Source organism: Paenibacillus sp. FSL R7-0189 (assembly GCF_037969925.1).
GTDB lineage: Bacteria > Bacillota > Bacilli > Paenibacillales > Paenibacillaceae > Paenibacillus_AQ > Paenibacillus_AQ odorifer.
Map to the genome: position 1 here is coordinate 932493 of NZ_CP150223.1, position 24453 is coordinate 956945.

The following is a 24453-nucleotide window of genomic DNA, read 5'->3' on the forward strand; positions in this document are numbered from 1 at the left end:
CTCTACGTTTTACGGGTTTCTCCCCTCCACCATGCCCATCCCCCTATGTTTTACGGGTTTTTCCGCCATGTCCCAACTCCTTATTTTTTGCGGCGGGTTTCTTCAACATATTCAATCTCCTATATTCTGCGGCGGGTTCAGCTGCGAGCTCCCTATAACTTCTGACTTAATTAGTGTCATTTAACATTACACGAAAATCCTTTGTCAATCGGTTACGCTGAAACGCAAAATAAACCTCTTCTTTTTGTGAGCTATGCACAAATAAGAGGTCATCTTTGTTTAATCTTGTAGATTCACACCTACGAATATTATAAAATCATTTTAATTACAGGGAGCCGCATACTGCCATGGCGTACTACCGTGACCTTTTGCCACCAAATGGCTACCTATCTCGGATATGTCTAGTCACCTTTTGCCGCCATATAGCTGTCTATCTCGGTTATGTCTTGTGGCTACCTATCTCAAATATATCTAGCTGCATCTAACCTTAGTAATCTTAGCCACTTTTAGAGGGGGGCTTGTGCTTTGAAACACCGAATAAACAATTTATTTTAAAATATATTGCGATAACACGGCCTGCACCTCGTAAATATTTACGGATTTATTGAAGGTCTTCTTCACCGGAAGCGTGCTGCTGGAAATGTAGATACATAGCTCCGCATCCAGGTCAAAATGCCCTGCCGTCTCCACGGAATAATGCGAGATGCTTTTGTAAGGGATCGAATGATATTCTGTTTTCTTGCCCGTCAGACCTTGTTTATCCACCAGAATAAGCCGCTTGTCCGTAAAAATGAACATATCTCTAATCAGCTTATAGGCGCGTTCGATTTTCTCCTGAGGAGCAAGAATTTGTGCGTATTCCCGCTGGACCTCCGTAAGATTTACTTGTGATGCATTGCCCATTAATCCGTCAAAAAGTGCCATATCTCTTCCTCTTTTCATCCGTTAAATTTAGCCACTTGCCCCCCACTACAGAACCATATTATTCTATTTTTCATATTCTATGCTGTGTAAAAATACTCTCTGACATCTTTTTACTTGCTTATTTTCTGATTTTTGATTACACTGTCATTAAATTTACTAAGAGAGGGGTGTGGAAGGAATGGATCACAATTGGACCAACAGTGTTATGAGTCGGCTACCTAAAGCGATAGCTGGCATTGCTCATGTAAATGGCGATAACGGGAGAAGTCTGTCCATTTGTATGAATTTAATAACACTACACAATTGTGAAATGCCTTTCCTGCCATCACCCGGACGGATCAGTTAACCGGAGAATGATAAGGCCGTGGGGAAATTTCCCTACGGTCTTTTTTTATGGTTTTTTACAGGATTTCGGAGCCATTTAGGGTACTGGCGGTGCGAAGGGCATTCTTAAAGGAGAATATATATGATCATCCAATGCCAAAATGTTCAAAAATACCACGGGGCACAACTCGTGCTGAATAGCATTACCTTCGATATCCGCCAAGGGGAAAAAATTGGCCTGATCGGCCGTAACGGCTGTGGCAAAACGACACTATTCCACCTGCTGAACGGGGAGGAACGCCCCGATGAAGGGCAAATCTCAATACGCAAAGGCAGCGTAGTAGGTCTGTTAGCTCAAATTCAAGAAGTTAACGAAAAAGAAACCGTATATGATGTTCTGCAGCGCAGCTTTGCCGAACCTTTGCAATGGCAGCACCGCCTGCGGGAGCTTGAGCTGGAAATGTCCAGCTTTAACAGCGGAACGGATGAAACCCTCTGGAATCGGCTGCTGAAAGAATATGGCAGCTTGCAGGATAAGTTCGAGGATGCTGGAGGTTACGAGATCGAATCCTCTATTCAGCGCGTAGCCTCGGGTCTCGGGATTGGAACCGGACAATACAGCCGATTGTTCGCCTCTCTTTCAGGAGGAGAAAAAACAAAAGTCGGACTAGCGGAGCTGCTGCTGCGCCGTCCAGACATCCTTCTATTGGATGAACCAACCAATCATCTCGATATGAACGCCATTGAATGGTTGGAGCAATTTTTACAGAGTTATGATGGAACAGTGCTTGCGATCTCCCATGACCGTTACTTTCTGGACGCTGTAGTCAAGAAAGTGATCGAGATTGAGGATGGCGAGGCCTTTACCTTCCATACCAACTACAGCGGCTACCAAGTGGAGAAGGAAACGCGACTTCTTCAACAATTTGCCGATTATCAAGAGCAGCAGAAAAAAATAAAACAAATGCAGGAAAGCATCAAACGTCTCATTGAATTTGGCAATCGCGGGACACCTCCTAACCCTTCCTTTTACCGGAGAGCAGCATCCATGCAAAAAGCACTGGATCGTATGGTGAAGGTTAAACGTCCTATACTGGAGCGAAAATCGATGGATTTGCAGCTACAGCAAAATGACCGTTCCGGTAATCAGGTTGTCATTTTGGAGGATATCGGAAAAGCATATGGTCAGCGAAGCCTTTTCGCAGAGGCAAACGAAGTGCTTCGCTACGGAGAGACTACGGCACTCATCGGCGGTAACGGGGCAGGTAAAAGTACACTTTTAAGAATTATTTTAGGGCAGGAAACCCCGGACAGCGGAAGCTGTACACTCGGCTCAAGAACTGTGGTCGGCTACCTCGCACAAGAGGCTGTTCCTGAAAATAACAAACAGTCTGTACTCCGCTACTTCCGCGAAGAAGCTGGACTTGAAGAAGGTGAAGCACGCGGGCAGCTTGCACGTTTCCTATTTTATGGTCCCGATGTATTCAAAGACATTACGAATCTGTCCGGTGGTGAATGGACCCGCCTGCGTTTCGCTGTACTAATGCATCGCAAGCCAAATCTGCTGATTCTGGATGAGCCGACCAATCATCTGGACATTGATTCTCGTGAAGCACTCGAAGAAGCATTAGAGGAATTTCCAGGCACGGTTCTGGCGGTATCTCATGACCGTTATTTCATCAATCGCCTATTTCACAAACTATGGTCCATTGAAGACGGGCGGTTTGGAGTGTTCAACGGAAACTATGAATATTACAAGGAAAAACAAGCTGAAAAGGCATTACTAGCTCCCTCTTTTGCGGATCAAGCTAAACCTGTCTCTGCAGAACGAACAAGTTCACGCCCTGATAAGCCTCAATCTAACGATTCAGGGAAAGAAACCAACGCTAAATCCACCAGTTCCCGTAGGAAAAACACCACCTTCGACTGGGAAACGGCCATTGCAGAGGTAGAGGAACGCCTTGGCGTGATCGATGCTAAGATGTTAGATCCCCTGATCAGCAGCGATGCAGCTGAACTTGCTGAGCTGCAACAAGAACGTGATGCGATACAGGAGCAGTTGGATGAGCTCTATACAGGATGGATGGAGACAACTGGTCTATAGAATAGATTGATCTATAAGGAGATGAGCATATGAGCAACAAAGAGAAGATTAAGTTATTGTGGAAAGAATACACCCAGCTTCATCCACAAACAGCGGATAACTATGACGCCTGGGCCTTTGGTGACAGTCCCCAGATGGCCGATGAACTGCTCGATCTGGTGATTCGTGGGATCAAGACAGGAACTGCTTCGAATTATGATATATTTGAAACTTGTGACGAGACGTTTCCGCAAGTTGGCGGTCACAGTATCGTGCTGGATGGATCTGGTGATCCGCGGGCAATAATTGTTACTACAGATGTACAAATTATACCTTTTGATGAGGTTAGCGCTGAGTTTGCCTATACTGAAGGAGAAGGTGACCGGACGCTTAAGTCATGGCGTCATGATCATGAGCAGTTCTTCACCAGAGAATCCTTAAAATTCTTAAACAAACCCTTTGATCCAAAGATGAAAGTTGTTTGTGAGAACTTTAGAGTGGTATATACAAAAGACTAAGATCTTCAGAAAACGCAAAAGGCTGTCTCTTCCACAAGGAAGGGACAGCCTTTTGTGTATACTATAAAATCAACAGAATTAGATCCTCATTAATTTATGGTTTAGTGCCAAAATCCCAAAATCCAGCCAATAACAGAGATCCATAACGGAATGCTGATTAAAATACCCCAAACCAGCCCAGTGGCAATATTGCCTTCTGCAGGACGCACCACATTTTCCTGTTTCAATGGAATGCTCAATTCTTCTTGTTCCATGCGATCCCCTCCTAAAATATCTTATCGTCACAGTAGAGGAAAAAATGTAGACCGCTCGACCCAAAAAATTAAAATTTTGAATTTTGGTAGATATAAAGGCTCAGCGGCCAAACCGTTGTAAGTGCTTACATATTAGTTATTAACCAAATTTTGAATAATTAAAAACTTAAATTTGCGGAAGTCATACAGTATATGCAGATTCTTAGTCCAATATTACTACTTTTTCCGGATTTCGTAAATATTCAAACATCGTCCGAATCTGTGCCTCTGTATTCCGCTCCGCTGAAAGCTCAGGCAGCTTATCTTCAGCAAAAAACGAAACTTCGCTTGTCTCTACCCCTTCCATTGCCTCTCCGCCCACGATGCGGCATAAAATAAAGAACTTGTACACGTGATAAGGCTCCGGCGGATGGCTATGAAATTTCTTATCCAGTACAGCCAGTAAGCGAACTGCTTCTGCCTCAAAACCCGATTCCTCTTTGATTTCTTTCACAACAACTTCGCTCGGCGACAGTCCAATGTCCCCCCAGCCACCAGGAAGCGCCCAATTCCCGTCCAACTTCTCGCGAACAAGTAGAATTTTATCCTCCCGGAATACAACACCACGGACATCAACTTTTGGGGTAGCATAACCCCCTTCACCCGCAAAGGAGAGTCTAATTCTCTCCTTGCTTTCGAAGGTATAATTAGCGAGGATATCTACACTGAGCTCACGCAAAGCTTGATACCGTTCTATATCATAAACATCCTTAGCATAAGTTAATCCAGTCTGTGCGATGGCCTGAATTTCTTTGGCCCACGTTAACCATTTCTGCTCCATTGCTGCACCCCTTTTTCGGTACCTTGATTAGGATTACTGGCAAAGCATTAAATGACGCGAGAAGGCTCCTTTTTTAGCTTCACAACGGTCTATGATTGTAAATCCAGCTTCAGTGATCATCTCGTCCATCGGTTCAATCGCAACGATAACCACCCGATCTGCAATCCGGCGCGCATTCACTAGAATCGCGAACTGCTCCTCAGGTGTAATACTAGAATATAGATTATATGGCATATCTACAATGGCTACATCGTAATGATCAGTGATATCCGCAATATCCCCGAGCGTAACCTCACTGGTGAATCCAAAATGGGCAATATTTGTTCTCGCACCGATAGCAATCATAGGGTTAATATCACGTCCAACCATATCGATTCCCATTGACAAGGCTTCTACCATTACAGTTCCAATACCGCAGCAAGGATCTATAGCACGTATACCTTCAGGATTCGGAATAGCCATATTAACCGCGGCACGGGCAACACGTGTACTAAGCGCGATAGAATAGCTGCGTGGCTTCTTCATTTGGCGGAACCAAGTTGCCTTGTTTTTATGATAAGATCCGAAGTACCAGCGTCCACCCAGCGTAACAATGCCGTATACCAGCTCCGGATGGTTAACATCCGCTTCTCCTTCAATCCGCAACCCAATTTCCCGCTCGATCACTCTGCGCTCATCATACTCTATTTTGTCTGCAGGGCCCAGATCGTTGGTCTTCACAAAAATAACCTTAAACGTCTTGCCGCCAAGCTCCACCTGCTCCGTTTGATCATAAATCTCAGGCAGACTGTCCCCTTCATACATTACATCTATCCGCTCTTTAATGAAGGGACTGCGGCTGACATCCACCTCAACCTCACTCTTAAAAAGAACAGTCGGCACCTGCTCACCAAAAAGACATCGCAGCTCCATCTGACACAGCGATAACTCGTCCTCTGAACAGGTGTAAGTATAAATAAATGTGTTTGTTCCACTTTCCTTATGCAATATAATCCATCCTCTATCCCAGTGAATTGTTCTGCTGTCTTGTTACTCCTGTGTGTCGTGCTGGTGGTCATAATCTATACGCGCTTTGGCGATCTTCCCATTGTTTTTGTTGACCCAGTCCACAAGCGAGGTTAAAGGTCCCAACAATGATTCTCCTATGCTCGTCAGACCGTATTCCACAGTCAATGGGACTGTAGGCGTCGCTTTACGCCAAACTAATCCATCCCGTTCCAAATGGCGCAGGGTCTGGGTCAGCATCCGTTGTGATATCCCTCCAGAGCGCCTTTGCAACTCTTTGAACCGCAAAGCATCAGCACCTAAATTGACTATGATCAGTACACTCCATTTATCTCCGACCCTGTCCAGAATCTGGCGGGTAATGGAGCAATCCTCCAGCATCGGCATGAACCGGGTGGGTTCTTCCTTTGAATGTTCCAACTGTGGTTACCTCCATGTAACTTAAGCATGTAATAGTGCCTTCTTGTCCCTCAAGCCTATTCAGCTTATCATGGTTACTGTTAGTAATCAACAACCGGAAAGGAACTAATAAATCATGAAAAAGACCATTGCCATCATAGGTGCTGGACCCGGCTTAGGACTCTCAATCGCCAAAAAATTCGGAGCCAACGGATTTCAAGTGGCATTAATCTCTCGAAATGAAGAGAAGCTGAACACCCTTGTTCAGGAACTGCAAGCACTGAATATCGAGGCTGCTGCTTTTCCTGCCGACGTATACAATAAAGAACAAGTAGCCACAGCCTTCGATAATATCAAGAAAAAATACGGCTTTATCGATGTGCTCGAATTCAGCCCGACAAGTGGAAATTACCCTCCTACTCCTGCTTCACAAGTAACAGAAGAAAATGCACAGGATGCCTTTCAGGCACTGGTTGTAGCCGCTATCCGCAGCGTAGCACAGGTCTTGCCTGAGATGCTGGAGAAACGCAGCGGCGCACTGCTGTTCACAACCGGATTGTCCTCCATCTATCCCATGCAGATGATGGGTAATGTAGGCATTGCGCTTAGCGGATTAAGAAACTACGCACTTAACCTGCATGCAGATTTGACTCCACAAGGAATCTATGTAGGTCATTTAGCACTTGGTGTATTCATTAAACCCGGCACCGCTACAGATCCAGAACTCATCGCTAATGTTTGGTATGAGATGTATATGAACAAAAGCAAAGCTGAGGATACTTTTCCCCAAGGTGTGACACCGGCTACAATCATCTGGTGAGAGGTTTGCCCCATCGCTTTTGATCCATAGTGAGTTCTCCAGTATAATGGTTCCTATAGAATGCTAAACAAGACGGTCACGCATGGCCAATAAGCTTATGCCCAGGCGTTTACAAAGCCGGTTTTGCGCAGCAAAACTTAAGGAGGTACATACTCACTATGTCATACGAAACGTATTTTTCAACCCACCGGGATGAACATCTCGAAGAACTAAAACAATGGCTCAGAATTCCAAGTATTTCTGCCTTATCTGAACATAAGGACGATGTACTGAAGGCAGCCCATTGGCTGACAGACACCCTGAAAAAAGCCGGACTTGAGAACATTGAGTTGCATCCGACAGCGGGACATCCCGTTATATATGCCGATTATCTTCATGCTCCAGGCAAACCAACTATTCTCGTGTATGGTCACTACGATGTACAACCAGTAGATCCATTAAACCTATGGACCACACCTCCATTTGAACCAGAGATTCGTGATGGCAAGCTTTATGCACGCGGAGCAACAGATGACAAAGGACAAGTATTCGTTCACCTCAAAGCCATTGAGGCGATCCTGAAACAAGAAGGTACTCTTCCTGTGAATCTCAAGCTTTGCATCGAAGGTGAAGAAGAAATCGGCAGTGTGAATCTGCCTCCGTTCCTTGAAGCCAATAAAGAAAAGCTCGCTGCGGATGCGGTGTTAGTCTCCGATACATCCCTATTGGAACGCGGTCGTCCTGCCATCTGCACTGGGCTACGTGGTCTAGCTTCCCTTGAAGTTGATGTAACTACCGCTTTGACAGACCTGCACTCTGGTTCTTACGGCGGTGGCGTTCCGAATGCATTGCATGCCCTAGTATCTTTGCTAAGCTCGCTTCATGACGACAAAGGACGCGTATCTGTAGACGGATTCTATGATGGCGTTCCTGAACTTTCCCCAATGCTGCGGGAGGAATTCGTGAAGCAAGGTGTGAATGAAGATAAAATCCGTGAAGGTCTTGGATTGGAATCGTTATACGGCGAAGAAGGTTATTCCTTTGTAGAACGGATTGGCGCTCGTCCTACGCTTGAGCTTAACGGCGTATACGGCGGTTTCCAAGGGGAAGGCAGTAAGACGGTTATCCCTAAAGAAGCACATGCGAAGATTACCTGCCGCTTAGTTGGCGATCAGGATCCACAGCATATCCTCGATGCCGTTGAAGCACATCTGAAGGCTAATATTCAGACCGGAGCGAAAGTGCATGTTAAGCAAATGGAGAAGGCACGTGCCTTTAACATCGATCCGTCGAATCCTATTCTGCAAACTGCAGCAGACGCATATGGCAAAGTATATGGAACCCGTGCCCTCTTCACCAAAGACGGCGGCTCCATTCCGATCATGGAGAGCTTCTCCCGTGTGCTGGAAGCACCTGTCGTTCTGATGGGCTTTGGTCTCGATGATGAGAACCTGCATGCACCGGATGAGCATTTCAACCTGGAGAACTTCGACAAGGGATTACTCACCATTGTTGAGTTCCTAAAGACTGTTTAAGATACACAAGCTACAAACAAATAAAGCCAGGTTCCCTAAGTTGGGAGCCTGGCTTTTTAGTATGCGGCCAAACAAAAGAGCATCATTGCTTAGTCCATTTATAAAACCACCATACCATTGCTATCACCATTATTATTAAAAGAAAAATCAGGCTTTTAACTGAGCTACTTATTATTAAAGGTCTTAAATAAGCGATCATTATCCGTCCCCCATATAGAATGAATATAAAAGAGATATAATCACCATATCACTTAATACAAAATATTGAAATAGCAGAGAAACTCTGTGAGTAATCACCATTATTACCCTTCATGTAATACCGGTTTGTTAGCCAACTGTTCATGTTCGGGTTCAATGTGAATCAACACCTGGGCACGTTCAAATATGCCTTGAATGGCTAGTTCAATTTCGTCGCATAATTGATGCGCAGTAGCAACACTCATTTTAGAAGGAATCACAAGGTGAAAGTCGACATACTCTTCTGGACCAGATCGGCGGGTACGAAAATCATGAAATTCAATATATCGCCCTTGAAATAACTTTATGACATGTAATATTTCATTTTCTTCTGCCTCAGTTAATCGTGCATCCAACAGCGGAGGAAATGACTCCTTTAGAAGCTTATAGGCTTCACCCATAATATACAGAGCCAACACAATCCCAATGACAGGGTCGAGTATCGTCCATCCAGTGAGGGTAACCAATAATAAACTGAATGCAACACCCAAAGAGGTGAAAACATCCGTAAGCAAATGCAGAGCATTCGATTTCATAGCCACAGAGTGAAGTTCGTCTGCCTTCTTTTTAACCTTGCGTGAAACCATATAATTGATCCCCGCTCCGACCACCATCACAATAATGCCCAAAAAGGGAAGTTCGATCGCGGTTGGATTCATTATTTTATGAACACACTCATCTATAATCCAGAATCCAGCTACAAAAATAAGCAACGTTTCAATCGTCCCTGAGATATTCTCCACTTTGCCATGACCATAAGGATGAGTTTTATCCGCAGAACGACTTGACCATCGGACCGAGAAAAAAGCAATCAACGAAGCAACTAAATCTAAGGAGGAGTGGATCGCTTCCGAGATAATTGCTACTGAACCTGTAAGTACTCCGACTATAAGCTTTAAAGAAACGATAAATGTATTGCTAAGTACAGATAGGAACGCAATCTTTGCACCATTCAAAATTTTCACAACCTTTTCTTAAAAGTACGCTATATTAAAGTTTTTCCATTAGGCAAATAGTATAAACAAAAAAAATCCCACCAACCAATATAGGCTGATGGGATATAAAAAAACCCTTGCATCGCAAGGATTTGGAAGTTTGAATTATGGAGCGGGTGATGGGAATCGAACCCACGCTATCAGCTTGGAAGGCTGAAGTTCTACCATTGAACTACACCCGCACTAGAAAGTGAATACAAGAGTTATTGTATCATCTCTACAAGTAAAAATCAACATTTTTTTAGTTTACAGGGAAGCGCCGAGGGGTGCCTTTTTTAAAAATATCGCCTCAAACTCTGCTGGTTGAATAGGTTTGCTGAACAGAAATCCTTGAGCTTCATGACAATGCTGCTCCCGCAGAAATTGCAGCTGCTCCTTGTTCTCCACACCCTCAGCCGTAACCTTCAGCTTCAAATGATGCGCCATAGAAGTGATTGTAGAGACTATAGCAGCATTGTTGCTGTCCTCCATAACCTCTGATACGAACGACCTGTCGATTTTCAATCTGTCGATCGGCATGTTCTTTAGATAATGCAGGGAGCTGTAGCCTGTACCAAAATCATCAATACTGATGAAGACACCAAGCTCTTTCAGACGTTTCAGCTGATCAAAGGCTGTTTCTTTATCCAAGGTCATACTCTCAGTAATCTCAAGGTCGACATAACACGGATCTAATCCAATGTCGGTTAAGATGGTATGAATCCTCCCCGCTAGATTGGGCTGAAGGAATTGCCGCATAGATAGGTTGATGGAGACGCAAATCGGCACATAGCCGGCCAGCTGCCATTTTTTATTCTGCAGACAAGCTGTTTTGAGTACCCATTCCCCAATCGGAACAATGAGTCCACTCTCTTCAGCTAACGGGATAAATTCCGCAGGAGAGACCAGACCACGCTTCGGATGATTCCAGCGGAGCAGAGCTTCCATTCCTACGATCTCTTCCGTCTCCAGCAAAACCTTTGGCTGATACACCAGAAAGAATTCATTGCGTTCAAGCGCTCTGCGGAGGTCATTTTCCAGCTTTAGACGTTCCTTTGCTTTCATCTGCATGGCTGGGATATACCTGCGAATCTCTACTCCCTGTTCCTTGGCATTATGTACAGCCGTATCAGCATTCTGAATTAGATGTTCCGCAGTTTCACCGTCACCGGGATAAATACTTAACCCCATACTAAGCGAAATATGGTACTCCCCCGACTCTAAGGCAATAGGTACCTCAAACAATCGATGCAGCTCCGTAGCTCGAACCAAACATTCTCCAAGACTTGCTCTCTCCATCATAAGAAAAGCGAACTCATCTGCCCCCATACTATAAAGCTCTTCAGTAGATTTGGCCTCATTCACAAGCCGCTCAGACACCAGCTTCAATAAATGGTCTCCGGCAAAATGGCCCAGGGAGTCATTTATATTCTTGAAATGATTAATATTCATAATAGCTAACGCTGAGAATTTATCGCTCGTTTTCTTCTCTCCAGCAATAATCATCTCTTCTACACGCTGCGTCAGACGACGTCTATTGGGAAGTCCCGTTAAATCATCATGATAGGCTAAATAATTGATCCGTTCCTCAGCCAACTGCTTTTCGTAAAAGGGTTCTTCAATCGTCAGACGATATACTCCAGTAAGAAGCAAATAGTATGCAACACCGCTACACACCATTCCAAAAAGATCATCTATATTGCCACTACTGAATGGACTCATAAAAAAGGCTTGGCCCAAAGAGAAAAAGATAAGTGCTCGAATAATAATAAGCAGGGAGGCTGACTTTTCACTTTTTTCAGGAAATACAATAACTGCAACACCTGCCAAGTAAACAAAAAGAACTGCCAAATCAGCAATCTGCTTCAAAGGATTCATCCAAGGTTTAGTTAAAAACTGAGGTAACGCCGAGTGGCTGAATATAAACAAAACAATGGAAAGCACAATCAGCATGAAGGCTATTCTAAACAACTTTCTTTTTTCAGAGACAGACACGGGCTTATCTTCCCTGCTAAAAATAAACAACATTCCTAAACCGCTGATTAGTCGTGAGAGGGTTCGCAGCCACAACGATTCTTCAAAAGTTATGAATGATGAAATCAACGGGATGCCCACAAAACCCAGTGTATGCAAAAAATCAATAATACATATTCCACCAAAAAGAGCAGCGGCATATAATCTTCCTTTAGATAATCTGCTAGAGAAGAATAACCAGCCCTGTGCAAATATTGCAAATCCAAAAGCAACATTACAGCAGCCGACAATGAGATAGAGAGAAGAAATAATATCCCAATCGTCCAATCGGTTAAGCGATGTATGGAAAATTTGAATTAAAAGGAACAGCAAGGCGCCTACAGCAGCTGCTTGAATTGTCTTTTTCTCTTCTTGTCTCATAAGTCCCTCGCGTCTGAAAATAATATCTATTAATTAACATTCAAGTATAGTTATGTCCTACGTATAAATATCGGCGGGATAGGACTTTTAAGTTACATTTCTTTTATCGGCATTCAAATGGAAGGCGCGTTTATAAGTTATATATTCATAAATCTTGCATAAATATAAACCATTTTCTGCTAGCAGGCAACCAAAAAAGCACTTCCCCCTACGAAAGGGTTCAGTGCTTCTAAGAAACTCAGGTTTATTTGTCACCAAAGGTTACTTCTGGTGTTGTAAGCTTATCAAAAAAATCAACGGATTTATCCTTGTCTGCAGATGCACGAAGTGCCATTGCTGAACGTGGATGCTCATCAAGTGTACCTGTGATCATATAAGGAATGATATAGCCCCACTCCTCTTTCTCACGCAAAGGAATCATCAGGCGTTCAATAATATCAAGCACAGGGCGCAAGGAGTAACGTGTATTCTTCAAATGAGTTACTAACAGCTCTGTAGGGCAATTTCCTGCAGCTCGTCCCATCCCATAACAAGAAGCATCCAGTAACTCTACACCATTCTCAGCAGCAATCAACGTGTTGGAGAACGCCAACTGAAGATTATTGTGAGTATGTACGCCTAGACGTTTGTTTGGCAGATGTGTCTTGAACTTCTCAACCAGATAATTCATGTCATTGTGATCCAAGCTGCCGTATGAATCTACAATATATACCACATCAACAACGCTCTCACGGATCATTTCAAAAGCTTCCAACAATTCATTCTCCATAACATTAGACAAAGCCATAATGTTGATCGTTGTCTCATAGCCTAGATCATGGAAAGTTTGTACCAATTGGAGGGCTTTCTCTACATCTTTGCTGTAGCATGCCACACGAATCAAATCCAGCATACTTTCGCTGCGGGGCAAAATATCATTCTCATCCACGCGGCCGATATCAACCAAAGCAGATAGCTTGGTGTGACCTTTTTGCGGAATCACTTTACGCAGGAAATCATCGTCCAGAAAACGCCATGGTCCGGCACCCTCTGCTCCTTTGAGCAATTTTGGTGAATTTTTATAACCGATTTCCATATAATCAACACCAGCTTCATTCAAGCCGGCATATAAGTTTTGTACAAATTCCACACTAAAATCCCAGTTGTTCACTAGGCCCCCATCTCGGATGGTGCAGTCAACAATCTTACATTGATTAGTCTTCATAATTATCTCCCTTCAACTATTGCAATCATTATAACCGCGAATATAGCTTTACTATGCAATTTATATCGTATAATCATACTTTAATGAAGAATAAAATGTAAAGGAATTTCATCTTCTTCTCTTTAATGCTATTACCACATCGTGTCAGCGACAATGATCACAGTAAATAAGCCCTAAAAATGCTACATTACAAGAAAATCATTGAGATTGATTATCAGTCTCTTTTGGAGGGATAAAAATGGCTTCTACCTCTTGCTCATTGCTGCGACTACAACCGGGTTCGACCGGATATATTCATAAAATAGAAGGAATCAATCCTATCCTACGCCGTCGTCTGGCTGATCTTGGAGTGTCCGAGGGTGTGAGCATTCGCCTGAAAGGAAAAGGACCTTTTTTAGGACCTATTACCTTAGAGTGCAATGGACAACTGTTCGCCATCCGCCGGAAGGAAGCTTCATTGATTGAGGTGAACGTGTCTTGAGTTCAATAGCTCTTGTAGGTAACCCCAATACAGGTAAAACCTCTCTTTTCAATACGTTAACCTCCTCATACGAATATGTTGGTAACTGGTCAGGGGTAACTGTAGAAAAGAAGATCGGCAGCCTGAAGAACGGCGCTGGCAAGCTCATTGATTTGCCGGGCATCTATTCCTTGCATCCACTCTCACGCGATGAGGGGGTTGCTGCCCAGTATCTAATAGAAGAATCTCCAGAAGCCTTAATTAATATCGTGGATGCTTCACAGCTGGAACGAAATCTGCTGCTCACGCTTCAATTACTTGAGTATGGCAAACCTACCTTACTCGGACTGAATATGATTGACGTCGCCAATGCACGTGGAATTCGCATCAATCATGAAGTCTTACAATCACGACTGGGTATAACTGTCCTCCCGCTTGTTGCAAGAACGGGAAAAGGCTGCGCACAAGTCCTCAGTATTTTAGAGAAATCCTCTGCGATTCCCGCTGTAAAGTTCAAGTTGAACTACGGTGAGATTGTAGAGCATGCGATATCTTCTATAGAAAAGGAATTACTTCCTATCAAGGACTTACCAAATCACCGCTGGATTGCTCTACAGCTTATGGAGCAGAATCCGGTTATTCTTCATTTTCTGAAGACACGTATGGACACCACTCGCCTGCTAAACATCTGTGAATCCTGTCAGAGTGAGCTACAGATCAAAAAGCTGGCCCTGACGCTCCCCCAATGGATTCGCTCACAGCGGATGGATTATATCCACTCCATTTGTGAGGTTGTACTTGATACAACAACGCAGAAACCTCATAACTTAACAGAAAGATTAGATTCCATATTGACGCATCGTTTTCTAGGACTGCCCTTATTTATCTTCTTTATGTATGCTCTCTTTAAGACCACATTTGACTGGGTCGGCGGACCTCTATCAGATCTCCTCGATGGCCTGATCTCCGGACCGATTAGTGATGGAGCCAATTCCCTGCTTCAGACGCTTGGAGCATCCAGCTTCACGCATGCCCTGATTGTCGATGGATTAATTAGCGGTGTAGGGGGCGTCCTCGTCTTTGTCCCGCAAATCTTCATTCTCTTCCTGATCATTTCCTTCTTGGAGGATTCAGGATACATGGCTCGGGTTTGCTTATTAATGGACAGCACCATGGAACGTATGGGACTAAACGGAAAAGCATTTATTCCATTCATCATTGGCTTCGGCTGCAATGTACCTGCCATAATGGCGGCGCGCAGCATCGAACAGCCCAAAGACCGCATGCTGACCACCTTGCTAATGCCGCTGATGTCCTGTTCTGCGAGACTGCCTGTTTACGCTTTATTCGCAGCTGTGTTTTTTCCGGCGCAAGAGGCCGTAGCAGTTCTGTCCATGTATGTGATGGGTATTGTGTTTGCTCTGATTCTTTGTAAGGTATTCTCTAAATATTTATTCAAAAATGAATCCTCAGTTTTCATGATCGAGCTTCCACCTTATCGTATGCCGCAGATCAAGACCTTATCGCGCAGCACTTGGGAAAAGGGCAAGGGTTTCCTGCGAAAAGCTGGAACTATTATTCTTGCAGGCTCAGCAATTATTTGGTTTATGTCTTATGCCGGTCCTGGCGGGTTTGATGTGGACATGGATCACAGCTTCCTGGCTAAGTTTGGGGGTATGATCGCACCGCTACTGGCACCGCTTGGTTTCGGAACATGGCAGGCTGGCTCTACGTTGGTTCCGGGATTTTTGGCAAAAGAGGTCGTAGTCTCTACCATGAATATCATCTATCATGCACCAGATGCTGCTGGTTTAGAAAATCAAATCTCTCAAGTCTTCACACCGCTAAGTTCGATCAGCTTCATGGCCTTTATCCTGCTTTATATTCCTTGTTTGGCTACTGTAGGGGTTATCAAAAAAGAAACAGCGTCTTGGAAATGGACCTTCTTCTCCATGGGGTATTCTCTCGTTCTGGCGTATATCGTATCTTTAATTATTTTTCAAGGCGGACGGTTATTAGGATGGTCGTAGACTTGTAAATTATAAGATTCTCATGATGAAAGTGGGGTACCATTATGATAAATGTTGTGATTGTCGCCTTAATTTTCGGTTATTCTGGCTGGACCATCTATCGACATGTGCAAAAGGGAAAGCAGGGCGCTTGTGCAGGCTGTGATAAAGGAAAAAGCTGCTCGGCAGCATCGATGGATTCCCCGCTTTCTTGTTGTTCAACACCGGTTAACAACAAGAAGTAGGCTTGTAAAATGGGCAATAAATAGTGATTTATCGTTTAGCCTCCTTAACTAACGGGTATGTTTGTTATAAGCAACTACAGACAATACCAAGGAGGTAATTCCTATGAATACCAAAAAGACATTATTTACAACGGTCGCATTGGGAGCAGCATATTTACTGAAGAATAAGGGAACTCGCGATAAAATTATGAACGGCATTCAATCTTACACTTCCCAATCGAAGGCCAAAAAATCCAGTCGTACTGTTTAAGCTTCTGCTCTTGGATTTCAATAAAGGGGTGTTCCCTAAACCAGACTCTGGTTTAGGGAACACCCCGTGTTGTTTAGATCGGACAGCTCCCCGGATGTTTAGATCTCGCTTTCGCTCAGCAGCCACTGAATGATAGAACGAACCATGACACCTGTTGCTCCCTTAGGATTAACTCCACGTTCTTTAGATACATATGCAGTGCCAGCAATATCTAGATGAATCCATGGCAAGCCCTCAGCAAACTCACCTACAAATAATCCGCCTGTAGTGGCTCCACCATATCTTCCAGCAGTGTTACGGATATCGGCAACCTCGCTCTTTAGCATCTCACGAAATTCCGGGTATGCCGGAAGCTGCCAGACCTTTTCCCCTGAATAGCTTGAAGCGGCCAGAAATCGCTCCAGAAACGCTTCATCATTAGTTACAGCACCTGTTGCTATATCTCCCAAAGTGGACAACACAGCGCCTGTCAGTGTAGCTACATCGATAATACGTTTCGCTCCCCATTCCCGAGCATAAGTCAGCGCATCTCCCAGTACAATTCTGCCTTCAGCGTCGGTATTCAACACTTCTATCGTTCGTCCGCTCATGGAGGTAATAACATCTCCAGGCTTAAAAGCATTGGCCGATGGCATATTCTCCGCAGATGGAATAACCATAACGACATTAATTCGTGGACGTAAGCGGCCAAGCGCCTCCATTACTCCGAGTACAGCCGCTGCCCCGCCCATATCACTAATCAGCTCTTCCATACCTGGTGCCCTTTTTAAGGAGATCCCGCCGGTGTCAAAGGTAACTCCCTTCCCTACAAGCCCCACTACGTTATCCCAATTTCCTGTCCCCTGATAACGGATGACGATCATTCGTGGAGGGTTTACACTTCCTTTTCCAACTGCGAGCAATCCGCCCATTCCTTTTTGCTCAATTTCCCGTTCATCCAGCACCTCAGAAGGAAAGCCATATCGCTCTGCAACCTCTATAGCGGCCACAGCAAGGTCTGAGGGGGTAAATAGATTACCAGGCATATTGGTCAAGCTCCGCGCCAAATTCGTGGCCTCACCGAAAGCTAGCCCCTTCTGAATGCCTTGAGTCCAATCCCGTCCGGCAGCACCCTCTAATTTCTCTTTTATAGTGAAAACAACTGATGTTGGGCCTGTATAAAAAGACTGCACCTGCTTATAGGTAGTCCGACGATAAGAACCAAGCAATAACCCTTCCGTCAGCGCATAAGCAGTAGAAGTCACATCCTTCTCTACGGTAAGCTCCTGTAAGGTGTCCGGTACTTCAAATACAAGCTTGAGCGCCTTCAAACGAAGCGCTGCACGAGCTGTCTGAGCCCCCATTTGCCTTAGATCCTCAGTCGTGAGAAGTTGGTCCCCCCTGCCAACCAAAATAACAACAGGACAACCAGATGAATTCTCAGCAGGTAGTACATAAGTCTGATTAAGCTTGCCTTTAAATAAACCCGTCTTTCCCAATAGGCGAATTCTGTCATCCCATCCTTCGGAAAAGCCTCCATTCTCGACCTCAGACTCAGAAATAATAAGGATAAGGGCATCACCCTGCACATTGTTGGCAACACCACTGTTGTATTCTATATTCATTGTGATTACCTCCATTTGTTTCCCAAAACCAACACCCATTGTAACATAACAAAGGCTGATCTCCGCATCTGTATTATCCGCAGGGATCAGCCTCTTATTACTTATTCTAATGGATTAATGGCAAAGAGATCACAAAATGAGTACCCTCGTTAACTCTGCTGCTAACAGAAATGCATCCGCCATGATTTTTGATGATGCGGTCACTTACGGAAAGACCCAATCCTGTACCATTCTCTTTGGTAGTAAAGAAAGGATTAAATAACCTGTCCAGTGTACGAATATCCATTCCTTTACCGTTGTCAGATATGAACATACGGACCTCAGAGCCTTCTCTGCGGGCACCAACCTCGATTTTCCCCATGGAATCATCTTCTCGATCCGCTACAGCCTCCATTGCATTTCTAATCATATTAAGCACGACTTGCTTCATCTGTTTGACATCGCCAGAAATCACCATGTCCTCTTGAAGAGGATGAAGATTGATCTGGCAGCCTTTCATTAAAGCTTCGCTCTCTGTAAGGAGAACAACCTCCTTGAGCAATGCGGACACGGGTATCATCCCCACCTGCGGAACTGACGGCTTAGAGGAGGACAGAAATTCATGGATAATATCGTTCGCACGATCGATCTCGGCCAATATAATTTTGGCATATTCCTCTTTCCCCAGCTGATGCAAGTATGGATGAAGCAGTTGAATAAATCCCCGGATCGCGGTCAACGGATTCCGGATTTCATGGGCAATAGATGCGGATAATTTGCCTAGCATAGCTAAGCTATCGTTCTGGTAAGCCGTTTGTTCGATTAACTTATAATCCGAGATTTCCTTGACAGTGAACAAATAACAGCCTTTCATTTGCTCTCCGCAGCATAAAGTAACCTTCCAGTAACGGCCATACTCGTCTAGAAACTCATAATTTGATTTTCCTTTGTATACCATCTCTCTGTAGCTCTGCAGTACTTGTTTTTTCTTGGAACGGCTCAGTCGAACATTAGACAGCAGATGGGAAAATGTGCAGCCCACAAGAGAGTGACGGGTAAGCTCGAGCATCCCGTACATTTGCTTATTTACAAAACTTATAACTCCCTCTTCATCAAAAAGCATGATTCCGCTGTCAATATTCTCTAGAACATCCTCGTATGTAGTATCCACAGGTCCAGTTTGATAGGTTCTTCCCGGTAATAGAAGACTTTCTTGATATTGGCTAATCACGATACGAAGTTCCCCCTTTTACTGCATTTGACGAAGACGCTTAAGCGACATCAAATTACTATGTATTTGAGTGTATGACGAAGCCGCCAGAACATTCGGTAATCGTTGCACTTTTTCCAACCGGTTCAATTATATTCCAATCATATCCAAGAGAACTAGACAACGCAATCGGAGAAACTGTCGAATGGTAAAAAAATTCATAAAATGATTCCAAAGACATATGAAACATCACATCAAATTATATTTATCGCTATTTATTCGCCTAAATGATTTAAAACAATCTAAAAAGGATTACGAAAAGCTAAAAAGGATTATAAAAAGCTAAAAAGCCCCCGCAATTGCGGAGGCTTACATGGAAAAATGGGGCATGCCCAAAAAATTAGTAATAAACTTATGCCTTTTGTTGCAGGCGTAGACGGCGCTGACTCATCACAGCTAACCTTTTTTTCAATTCCCGTTCCCACTTGGTATCCTCGATCTGTTTGGCTACAGCTAGCAGATCAAGCGCCATATCGATTTGATTGCGTACAACGGCTAGAGGATCTTCACTCTCGACGTTAATGACGTTCTCGAAAATTGCAGTTTCGTCTTCCATGACATAGTCCTGAAAGTCCACGTCGGTAACACCATCTCCATGTGCATATTCCGCTAAGATCTCATATTCATTCTCGACCTTGTAGTGAACCTCCACACGATGACATACCGGACAAAAAAGCAGGGGAACATTATGGACTTGCGTGCGATAATGTTTTAGGGTCCCCTTTGTTCCTACCATACTCGCTCCACAGCAAAAGCTCATATTTGTTCGCCCTCCTTAGAAATAACCCTTTGATTGTTTATTATTGTATTACATTACCCCAATGGAGATTCCTCCACTCGAGGACATAATATAACTTTTCGCGCCTATTTTCAAATCTATTTAGATATACAAGATCTTTTGGTGCAAAAAACCCCCTTACAGAAAATTTTCTGCAAGGAGGTAGAAATCAGAATATCAAAGATCACTATGATAACGGTCTAAAATTTACAGATTCTTATCGCCCGGCTTCCAGTTCATTGGGCATAAACCACCAGATTGCAAGGCTTGCAGAACACGAAGAGTTTCTTCCACACTGCGGCCTACATCATTGTGGTTAACGACTTGATATTTCAATTCGCCTTCAGGATCGATAATGAACAAGCCACGCAATGCGATACCTTCTTCTTCAATCAGAATGCCATAGTCTTTAGAGACTTGTTTCGTAATATCAGCTGCAAGCGGGAAATTCAAACGACCCAGGCCGTTGGAATCCTTAGGGGTATTAATCCAAGCTTTGTGGCTGTGGATCGAATCGATGCTTGCGCCGAGAATCGCTGTATCAAGTGCTTCAAACTGCGCTGCTGCGTCACTGAGAGCTGTGATTTCAGTTGGACATACAAATGTGAAATCAAGCGGATAGAAGAAGAATACAAGCCATTTGCCACGATAATCAGACAAGCTTACTTTACCAAAATCCTTACCATCACCTGATACGGTTTCCATAGTAAAATCGGGAGCCGGTCTACCTACTAAACGTTCCGCCATTGCTAGAATCCTCCCTCTGATTATGTAAGAAAAAATACCATTTGTATCTCTCAATATACTGAAAAATGCTGAAATAGATAATATCTTGTCTACTTAACAAATGGTATCATCGCACAAAATCAAAGTCAAGATTAGATCAATTATTTATTTATAATTATTATAAATAGAAGATTAGGCTTTGCGGATTGCTGCAACAATCAGGTCGCCCATTTCAGTTGTACTGATCGCTTTGCTCTTATCCACGGCGATATCACTTGTACGGTGTCCTGCATCCAATACTGCAGCAACTGCCGCTTCGATTGCAGCAGCAGCATCCTCATAACCAAAGGTTAAGCGGAACATCAGGGCCAGCGACAAGATTGTTGCGATCGGGTTCGCAAGCCCTTGTCCGGCAATATCAGGAGCAGAGCCGTGAACGGGCTCGTAGAGACCATAGTTGCCGTCACCCATCGAAGCTGAAGCAAGCATACCGATAGAACCTGTCAGCATAGCAGCCTCGTCGCTCAAGATATCACCAAACATGTTCTCAGTAACGATAACGTCAAAGCTAGATGGACGGCGCAGCAGCTGCATTGCGCAGTTATCAACCAGTACATGCTCTACCTCTACCTCCGGATATTCTGGAGCGATCTTATTCACAACCTCACGCCACAAACGTGAAGTTTCAAGTACATTCGCTTTATCAACACTCGCCAGTTTATTACGGCGCTTGCCGGCAATCTCAAAAGCTTGGCGGACAATTCGTTCTACTTCCATTACGTTATACACACAGGTGTCCACAGCTTCTTCACCATGTTCTCCTTGACGGCGCAATTTATCTCCGAAGTAAATCCCGCCAGTCAGTTCGCGAACTACCATAAGATCTGTGCCTTCCAGGACTTCAGGCTTCAAAGTCGAAGCATCCTTAAGACAGTCAAATACGACAGCTGGACGCAGGTTGGAGAACAACCCCAGTGCTTTGCGAATTCCGAGCAGTCCGGTTTCGGGACGAAGCTCCTTTGGATTATTATCCCATTTCGGTCCACCAACAGCACCCAATAACACAGCATCTGCGCTACGACAGATTTCAAGTGTATCTTCCGGCAGCGGAGTGCCCTTCTCGTCTATAGCGATACCGCCAAATAATGCATGCTCTGTTTCAAATGCATAACCGAATACTTCTTCTGTTACTTTTAATACTTTTTCCGCTTCTGCTACAACTTCTGGTCCAATACCGTCCCCTGCGATAACGGCGATTTTTTTAACTTCACTCATCTCAGTCACTCCTCAAGTTTTCTGCTCTAACAGACATAGTTCTTCTTTATATTGTTGTATCATACCCAGTCGTAAAGGACAAAGATATAGATTCTATTGAGCTGATAGGTATAGCCTATAAACAATCAGGATCAGACCACCACCCTCAATGCTGAGCACATTTGCTCTTAGTTCTGAAGATGTTTACAATTAATATGAAGTCATCTATCAAAGGAGTGAATGCGAAGTGCATTATACAAAGCTTGGCAAATCCGGCATGAAGGTCAGTCGCCTATGTCTAGGAACGATGAATTTTGGCCCGCAGACGGATGAAAAAGAAGCCTTCCGCATCATGGACGCTGCACTGGATGCAGGTGTTAATTTTTTTGATACCGCTAACATTTACGGTTGGGGTGAAAATTCTGGCCTGACTGAAACCATTATTGGACGCTGGTTTAAGCAAGGCGGCGGGCGGCGGGAAAAGGTTGTACTAGCCACCAAAGTTTATGGAGCCATGAATGATAAGCTTGATGGTCCTAATGATGAAGAAGGATTATCCTCATATATCATTCGCCGCCATCTTGAAGGGTCCCTGCAGCGTCTTCAGACCGATCATATAGAATTGTACCAGATGCATCATATAGACCGCAGTACGTCCTGGGAAGAGCTCTGGGGGGCTTTCGAGCTGGCTGTGAATCAAGGCAAGATTGGTTATGTCGGTTCCAGTAACTTTGCAGGCTGGGATATCGCCGTAGCTCAACAAGAAGCTAAGGCTCGTGGTTTTCTTGGACTAGTCTCAGAGCAGCATAAATACAGTCTGACCTGTCGGCTTCCTGAACTTGAAGTTTTGCCAGCCGCTCGCCATCTGGGACTAGGTATTATTCCTTGGAGCCCACTCGATGGAGGTCTTCTCGGAAGAAATGCACTCAAAAAAATAGAGGGCAGCCGAAGTGGCGGAAATGCAGATCGTGTAGAGCAGCACAAGAGCCAGCTTGAGGCTTTTGCCAGCTTATGTATGGAGCTGGGAGAACCACAGGATAATGTCGCTCTTGCTTGGCTACTGGCTAATCCTGCTGTAACTGCTCCAATTATCGGCCCCCGCACCCTGGAGCAATTTGAGAGTGCGCTGCGCAGTCTTGAGATTGTGCTAGATGAAGCTGTGCTTAAACGACTAGATGAAATATTCCCTGGACCCGGCGGTGAAGCCCCTAAAGCGTATGCTTGGTAGGTAAGTTCTATCACAAAGGAGCTGAGGCCTCAGCAGAATCAATACGCTGAAGCCCCAGCTCCCTTTTATTCATACTTATTCAGCTGTGTCCACGGTCACACTTCCATTACTCGTGCTTAAGTCCACAGTATAAGTGGCTTTACCAAGCACAGCGGTACCATAGCTATCGCCGTCCCGATCCCAGGGTACATTCCCCTTCAGCGAGCCATTGCTTGTATCTGCAATAATCTTCGCATCCGACACGGCCGGCAAGCCCACTATAATCTTTCCATTACTGGATGTACATTTCCAGTTTCCGGTCACTGCTGAGTTTATAGTAATTTTGCCGTTGCTGCTCTTGGCTGACAACGCCCCATCAATGTTATCCAATACTATGGCTCCATTAGAGCTCACGAGTTCAACTTCACCTTGGATATTCTGTACGGATAGTGACCCATTGCTGGTATGCGCATCCACTTCGCCGACTATATCATGAATATTTAATGCACCATTACTTGTCTCAACCTCTATACCTGACTTTAGATTCCAGGCTTCTATAGAGCCATCACTTGTCTCAACCTCAACAGCAAGGTTATTGGGTGCACTTACATTTAGATAAGGACTTTTGGTATTGAATCCAAACTGAATGTTAGAGAACCAATTATGATCGGAATCAAGCTCCATAATCAGTGTATCTCCTTCAGTACTAACCTTCCATTTCTTTTCCAGTGCACTTTCAGCATCACTTTGCGATTTTCCAGGCAGCAGTAAACTTCCCTCATAATCCAAAGAGCTTCCAGCTACACCCTCAACCTTTACTTTTCCACTTGGAAGTACAATTTTGAGCGTCGTAATATTCTCTTTCACTTCCACATTCCCACTAAGCGGAGTTAGATGTGTATTACCGATCAGATTGCTGAGTGAACCTCCGGCCATTACTGTCTGAGCACCACTTGCTCCGATCAGCACAATAATTAACAGGATGGCCCAGCCGCTTACACGGCTTTTGACATCGGATTTGATAAAAAGTCTAATCAACATCTCAAGTCCGAATAAGACCAACAACGCCGGCCATAAAAAACCAAGCACCTCATAGCTGATCATATCATACTGAGCCATCACGATAATGACACCAAGGGCAATGCAGCCCAAGGCTGCTGTGAAACTTCCTATTTTCCATCTCCCCATAGTTAAATCCCCG

At 44.3% G+C, this 24453-nt stretch carries 23 protein-coding genes and 1 tRNA gene; 9 read left to right on the forward strand and 15 right to left on the reverse strand.

The window, feature by feature from the left end; genetic code table 11:
• Positions 1–546: 546 nt before the first annotated feature.
• Positions 547–924, reverse strand: coding sequence for a PH domain-containing protein (locus tag MKY63_RS03900; protein ID WP_036680049.1), 378 nt, complete (start codon positions 922–924; stop codon positions 547–549).
• 466 nt (positions 925–1390) lie between these two features.
• On the opposite strand from MKY63_RS03900, the gene MKY63_RS03905 reads away from it, so the two are divergent.
• Both MKY63_RS03905 and MKY63_RS03910 read left to right on the forward strand, forming a co-directional pair.
• Positions 1391–3352 (forward strand): ABC-F family ATP-binding cassette domain-containing protein, encoded by a 1962-nt coding sequence (locus tag MKY63_RS03905; RefSeq protein ID WP_036680051.1) that lies wholly within the window; start codon positions 1391–1393, stop codon positions 3350–3352.
• Positions 3353–3381: 29 nt separating this feature from the next.
• On the forward strand, positions 3382–3849 hold the full coding sequence (locus MKY63_RS03910) for an ASCH domain-containing protein (RefSeq protein WP_036680053.1): 468 nt from the start codon (positions 3382–3384) through the stop codon (positions 3847–3849).
• A gap of 101 nt (positions 3850–3950) precedes the next feature.
• On the opposite strand, the gene MKY63_RS03915 is transcribed toward MKY63_RS03910, so the two are convergent.
• The 4 genes from MKY63_RS03915 to MKY63_RS03930 all read right to left on the reverse strand — a co-directional run bounded on the left by MKY63_RS03915 (position 3951) and on the right by MKY63_RS03930 (position 6348).
• Positions 3951–4103 carry a hypothetical protein gene (locus tag MKY63_RS03915; RefSeq protein ID WP_155288093.1) on the reverse strand — a complete coding sequence of 51 codons (153 nt, stop codon included), beginning with the start codon at positions 4101–4103 and terminating at the stop codon, positions 3951–3953.
• 202 nt (positions 4104–4305) lie between these two features.
• Positions 4306–4923 carry an NUDIX hydrolase gene (locus MKY63_RS03920; RefSeq protein WP_036680055.1) on the reverse strand — a complete coding sequence of 206 codons (618 nt, stop codon included), beginning with the start codon at positions 4921–4923 and terminating at the stop codon, positions 4306–4308.
• A gap of 33 nt (positions 4924–4956) precedes the next feature.
• Positions 4957–5910: an RNA methyltransferase gene (locus MKY63_RS03925; RefSeq protein WP_036680063.1), complete on the reverse strand. Its 954-nt coding sequence runs from the start codon at positions 5908–5910 to the stop codon at positions 4957–4959.
• A 42-nt stretch (positions 5911–5952) separates the two neighbouring features.
• On the reverse strand, positions 5953–6348 hold the full coding sequence (locus tag MKY63_RS03930) for a helix-turn-helix domain-containing protein (RefSeq protein ID WP_235219437.1): 396 nt from the start codon (positions 6346–6348) through the stop codon (positions 5953–5955).
• 115 nt (positions 6349–6463) lie between these two features.
• Between MKY63_RS03930 and MKY63_RS03935 the strand changes: the two genes are divergently transcribed.
• Entirely contained in the window at positions 6464–7147 is a 684-nt protein-coding gene (locus MKY63_RS03935) for an SDR family NAD(P)-dependent oxidoreductase (protein WP_036680066.1), read from the forward strand.
• A gap of 158 nt (positions 7148–7305) precedes the next feature.
• A complete protein-coding gene (locus MKY63_RS03940; RefSeq protein ID WP_036680069.1) occupies positions 7306–8661 on the forward strand; it encodes a dipeptidase in 1356 nt (451 codons plus the stop codon).
• A gap of 302 nt (positions 8662–8963) precedes the next feature.
• Here the strand turns inward: MKY63_RS03940 and MKY63_RS03945 are convergent, their stop codons facing one another.
• The 4 genes from MKY63_RS03945 to MKY63_RS03960 all read right to left on the reverse strand — a co-directional run bounded on the left by MKY63_RS03945 (position 8964) and on the right by MKY63_RS03960 (position 13470).
• The gene (locus MKY63_RS03945; RefSeq protein ID WP_036680071.1) at positions 8964–9854 is read right to left on the reverse strand and encodes a cation diffusion facilitator family transporter; all 891 of its coding nucleotides are present in this window, start codon (positions 9852–9854) and stop codon (positions 8964–8966) included.
• A 147-nt stretch (positions 9855–10001) separates the two neighbouring features.
• A tRNA-Gly gene (locus tag MKY63_RS03950) sits at positions 10002–10075 on the reverse strand.
• 64 nt (positions 10076–10139) lie between these two features.
• Positions 10140–12266 carry an EAL domain-containing protein gene (locus tag MKY63_RS03955; RefSeq protein ID WP_036680073.1) on the reverse strand — a complete coding sequence of 709 codons (2127 nt, stop codon included), beginning with the start codon at positions 12264–12266 and terminating at the stop codon, positions 10140–10142.
• 244 nt (positions 12267–12510) lie between these two features.
• Positions 12511–13470, reverse strand: a complete 960-nt coding sequence (locus MKY63_RS03960; RefSeq protein ID WP_170914180.1) for an aldolase catalytic domain-containing protein — start codon at positions 13468–13470, stop codon at positions 12511–12513.
• A 238-nt stretch (positions 13471–13708) separates the two neighbouring features.
• Between MKY63_RS03960 and MKY63_RS03965 the strand changes: the two genes are divergently transcribed.
• The 4 genes from MKY63_RS03965 (at position 13709) to MKY63_RS03980 (ending at position 16434) form a co-directional block, all read left to right on the forward strand.
• Positions 13709–13951: a FeoA family protein gene (locus MKY63_RS03965; protein WP_036680093.1), complete on the forward strand. Its 243-nt coding sequence runs from the start codon at positions 13709–13711 to the stop codon at positions 13949–13951.
• The gene (gene feoB, locus MKY63_RS03970; RefSeq protein ID WP_036680095.1) at positions 13948–15960 is read left to right on the forward strand and encodes a ferrous iron transport protein B; all 2013 of its coding nucleotides are present in this window, start codon (positions 13948–13950) and stop codon (positions 15958–15960) included. The genes MKY63_RS03965 and feoB overlap by 4 nt, the downstream gene beginning before the upstream one ends.
• A gap of 44 nt (positions 15961–16004) precedes the next feature.
• On the forward strand, positions 16005–16184 hold the full coding sequence (locus MKY63_RS03975) for a FeoB-associated Cys-rich membrane protein (protein ID WP_038569228.1): 180 nt from the start codon (positions 16005–16007) through the stop codon (positions 16182–16184).
• 103 nt (positions 16185–16287) lie between these two features.
• Complete coding sequence (locus MKY63_RS03980; RefSeq protein WP_169744741.1) at positions 16288–16434, forward strand: hypothetical protein; 147 nt, start codon at positions 16288–16290, stop codon at positions 16432–16434.
• Between the two features lie 98 nt (positions 16435–16532).
• On the opposite strand, the gene MKY63_RS03985 is transcribed toward MKY63_RS03980, so the two are convergent.
• The 5 genes from MKY63_RS03985 to leuB form a co-directional block, all read right to left on the reverse strand.
• A complete protein-coding gene (locus MKY63_RS03985) occupies positions 16533–18038 on the reverse strand; it encodes a leucyl aminopeptidase (RefSeq protein WP_143761325.1) in 1506 nt (501 codons plus the stop codon).
• 106 nt (positions 18039–18144) lie between these two features.
• Positions 18145–19248: an ATP-binding protein gene (locus MKY63_RS03990; RefSeq protein WP_036680098.1), complete on the reverse strand. Its 1104-nt coding sequence runs from the start codon at positions 19246–19248 to the stop codon at positions 18145–18147.
• Positions 19249–19639: 391 nt separating this feature from the next.
• The gene (locus MKY63_RS03995) at positions 19640–20047 is read right to left on the reverse strand and encodes a hypothetical protein (RefSeq protein WP_036680100.1); all 408 of its coding nucleotides are present in this window, start codon (positions 20045–20047) and stop codon (positions 19640–19642) included.
• Positions 20048–20272: 225 nt separating this feature from the next.
• Positions 20273–20812: a peroxiredoxin gene (locus MKY63_RS04000; RefSeq protein ID WP_036680102.1), complete on the reverse strand. Its 540-nt coding sequence runs from the start codon at positions 20810–20812 to the stop codon at positions 20273–20275.
• 171 nt (positions 20813–20983) lie between these two features.
• A complete protein-coding gene (gene leuB, locus MKY63_RS04005) occupies positions 20984–22066 on the reverse strand; it encodes a 3-isopropylmalate dehydrogenase (protein WP_036680106.1) in 1083 nt (360 codons plus the stop codon).
• Between the two features lie 226 nt (positions 22067–22292).
• Between leuB and MKY63_RS04010 the strand changes: the two genes are divergently transcribed.
• Entirely contained in the window at positions 22293–23273 is a 981-nt protein-coding gene (locus MKY63_RS04010) for an aldo/keto reductase (RefSeq protein WP_076273450.1), read from the forward strand.
• Positions 23274–23348: 75 nt separating this feature from the next.
• On the opposite strand, the gene MKY63_RS04015 is transcribed toward MKY63_RS04010, so the two are convergent.
• Positions 23349–24440, reverse strand: coding sequence for a DUF5668 domain-containing protein (locus MKY63_RS04015; protein ID WP_038569223.1), 1092 nt, complete (start codon positions 24438–24440; stop codon positions 23349–23351).
• Between the last annotated feature and the right edge of the window lie 13 nt (positions 24441–24453).

Coding starts and splice junctions, on each gene's coding strand:
- MKY63_RS03900 (WP_036680049.1), bottom strand. CDS start 924: ATGGCACTTTTTGACGGATTAATGGGCAATGCATCACAAGTAAATCTT.
- MKY63_RS04015 (WP_038569223.1), bottom strand. CDS start 24,440: ATGGGGAGATGGAAAATAGGAAGTTTCACAGCAGCCTTGGGCTGCATT.
- MKY63_RS03915 (WP_155288093.1), bottom strand. CDS start 4,103: ATGGAACAAGAAGAATTGAGCATTCCATTGAAACAGGAAAATGTGGTG.
- MKY63_RS03920 (WP_036680055.1), bottom strand. CDS start 4,923: ATGGAGCAGAAATGGTTAACGTGGGCCAAAGAAATTCAGGCCATCGCA.
- MKY63_RS03975 (WP_038569228.1), top strand. CDS start 16,005: ATGATAAATGTTGTGATTGTCGCCTTAATTTTCGGTTATTCTGGCTGG.
- MKY63_RS03960 (WP_170914180.1), bottom strand. CDS start 13,470: ATGAAGACTAATCAATGTAAGATTGTTGACTGCACCATCCGAGATGGG.
- leuB (WP_036680106.1), bottom strand. CDS start 22,066: ATGAGTGAAGTTAAAAAAATCGCCGTTATCGCAGGGGACGGTATTGGA.
- MKY63_RS03985 (WP_143761325.1), bottom strand. CDS start 18,038: ATGAATATAGAATACAACAGTGGTGTTGCCAACAATGTGCAGGGTGAT.
- MKY63_RS03905 (WP_036680051.1), top strand. CDS start 1,391: ATGATCATCCAATGCCAAAATGTTCAAAAATACCACGGGGCACAACTC.
- MKY63_RS03910 (WP_036680053.1), top strand. CDS start 3,382: ATGAGCAACAAAGAGAAGATTAAGTTATTGTGGAAAGAATACACCCAG.
- MKY63_RS03935 (WP_036680066.1), top strand. CDS start 6,464: ATGAAAAAGACCATTGCCATCATAGGTGCTGGACCCGGCTTAGGACTC.
- MKY63_RS03940 (WP_036680069.1), top strand. CDS start 7,306: ATGTCATACGAAACGTATTTTTCAACCCACCGGGATGAACATCTCGAA.
- MKY63_RS03995 (WP_036680100.1), bottom strand. CDS start 20,047: ATGAGCTTTTGCTGTGGAGCGAGTATGGTAGGAACAAAGGGGACCCTA.
- MKY63_RS03980 (WP_169744741.1), top strand. CDS start 16,288: ATGAATACCAAAAAGACATTATTTACAACGGTCGCATTGGGAGCAGCA.
- MKY63_RS03965 (WP_036680093.1), top strand. CDS start 13,709: ATGGCTTCTACCTCTTGCTCATTGCTGCGACTACAACCGGGTTCGACC.
- MKY63_RS04000 (WP_036680102.1), bottom strand. CDS start 20,812: ATGGCGGAACGTTTAGTAGGTAGACCGGCTCCCGATTTTACTATGGAA.
- MKY63_RS03955 (WP_036680073.1), bottom strand. CDS start 12,266: ATGAGACAAGAAGAGAAAAAGACAATTCAAGCAGCTGCTGTAGGCGCC.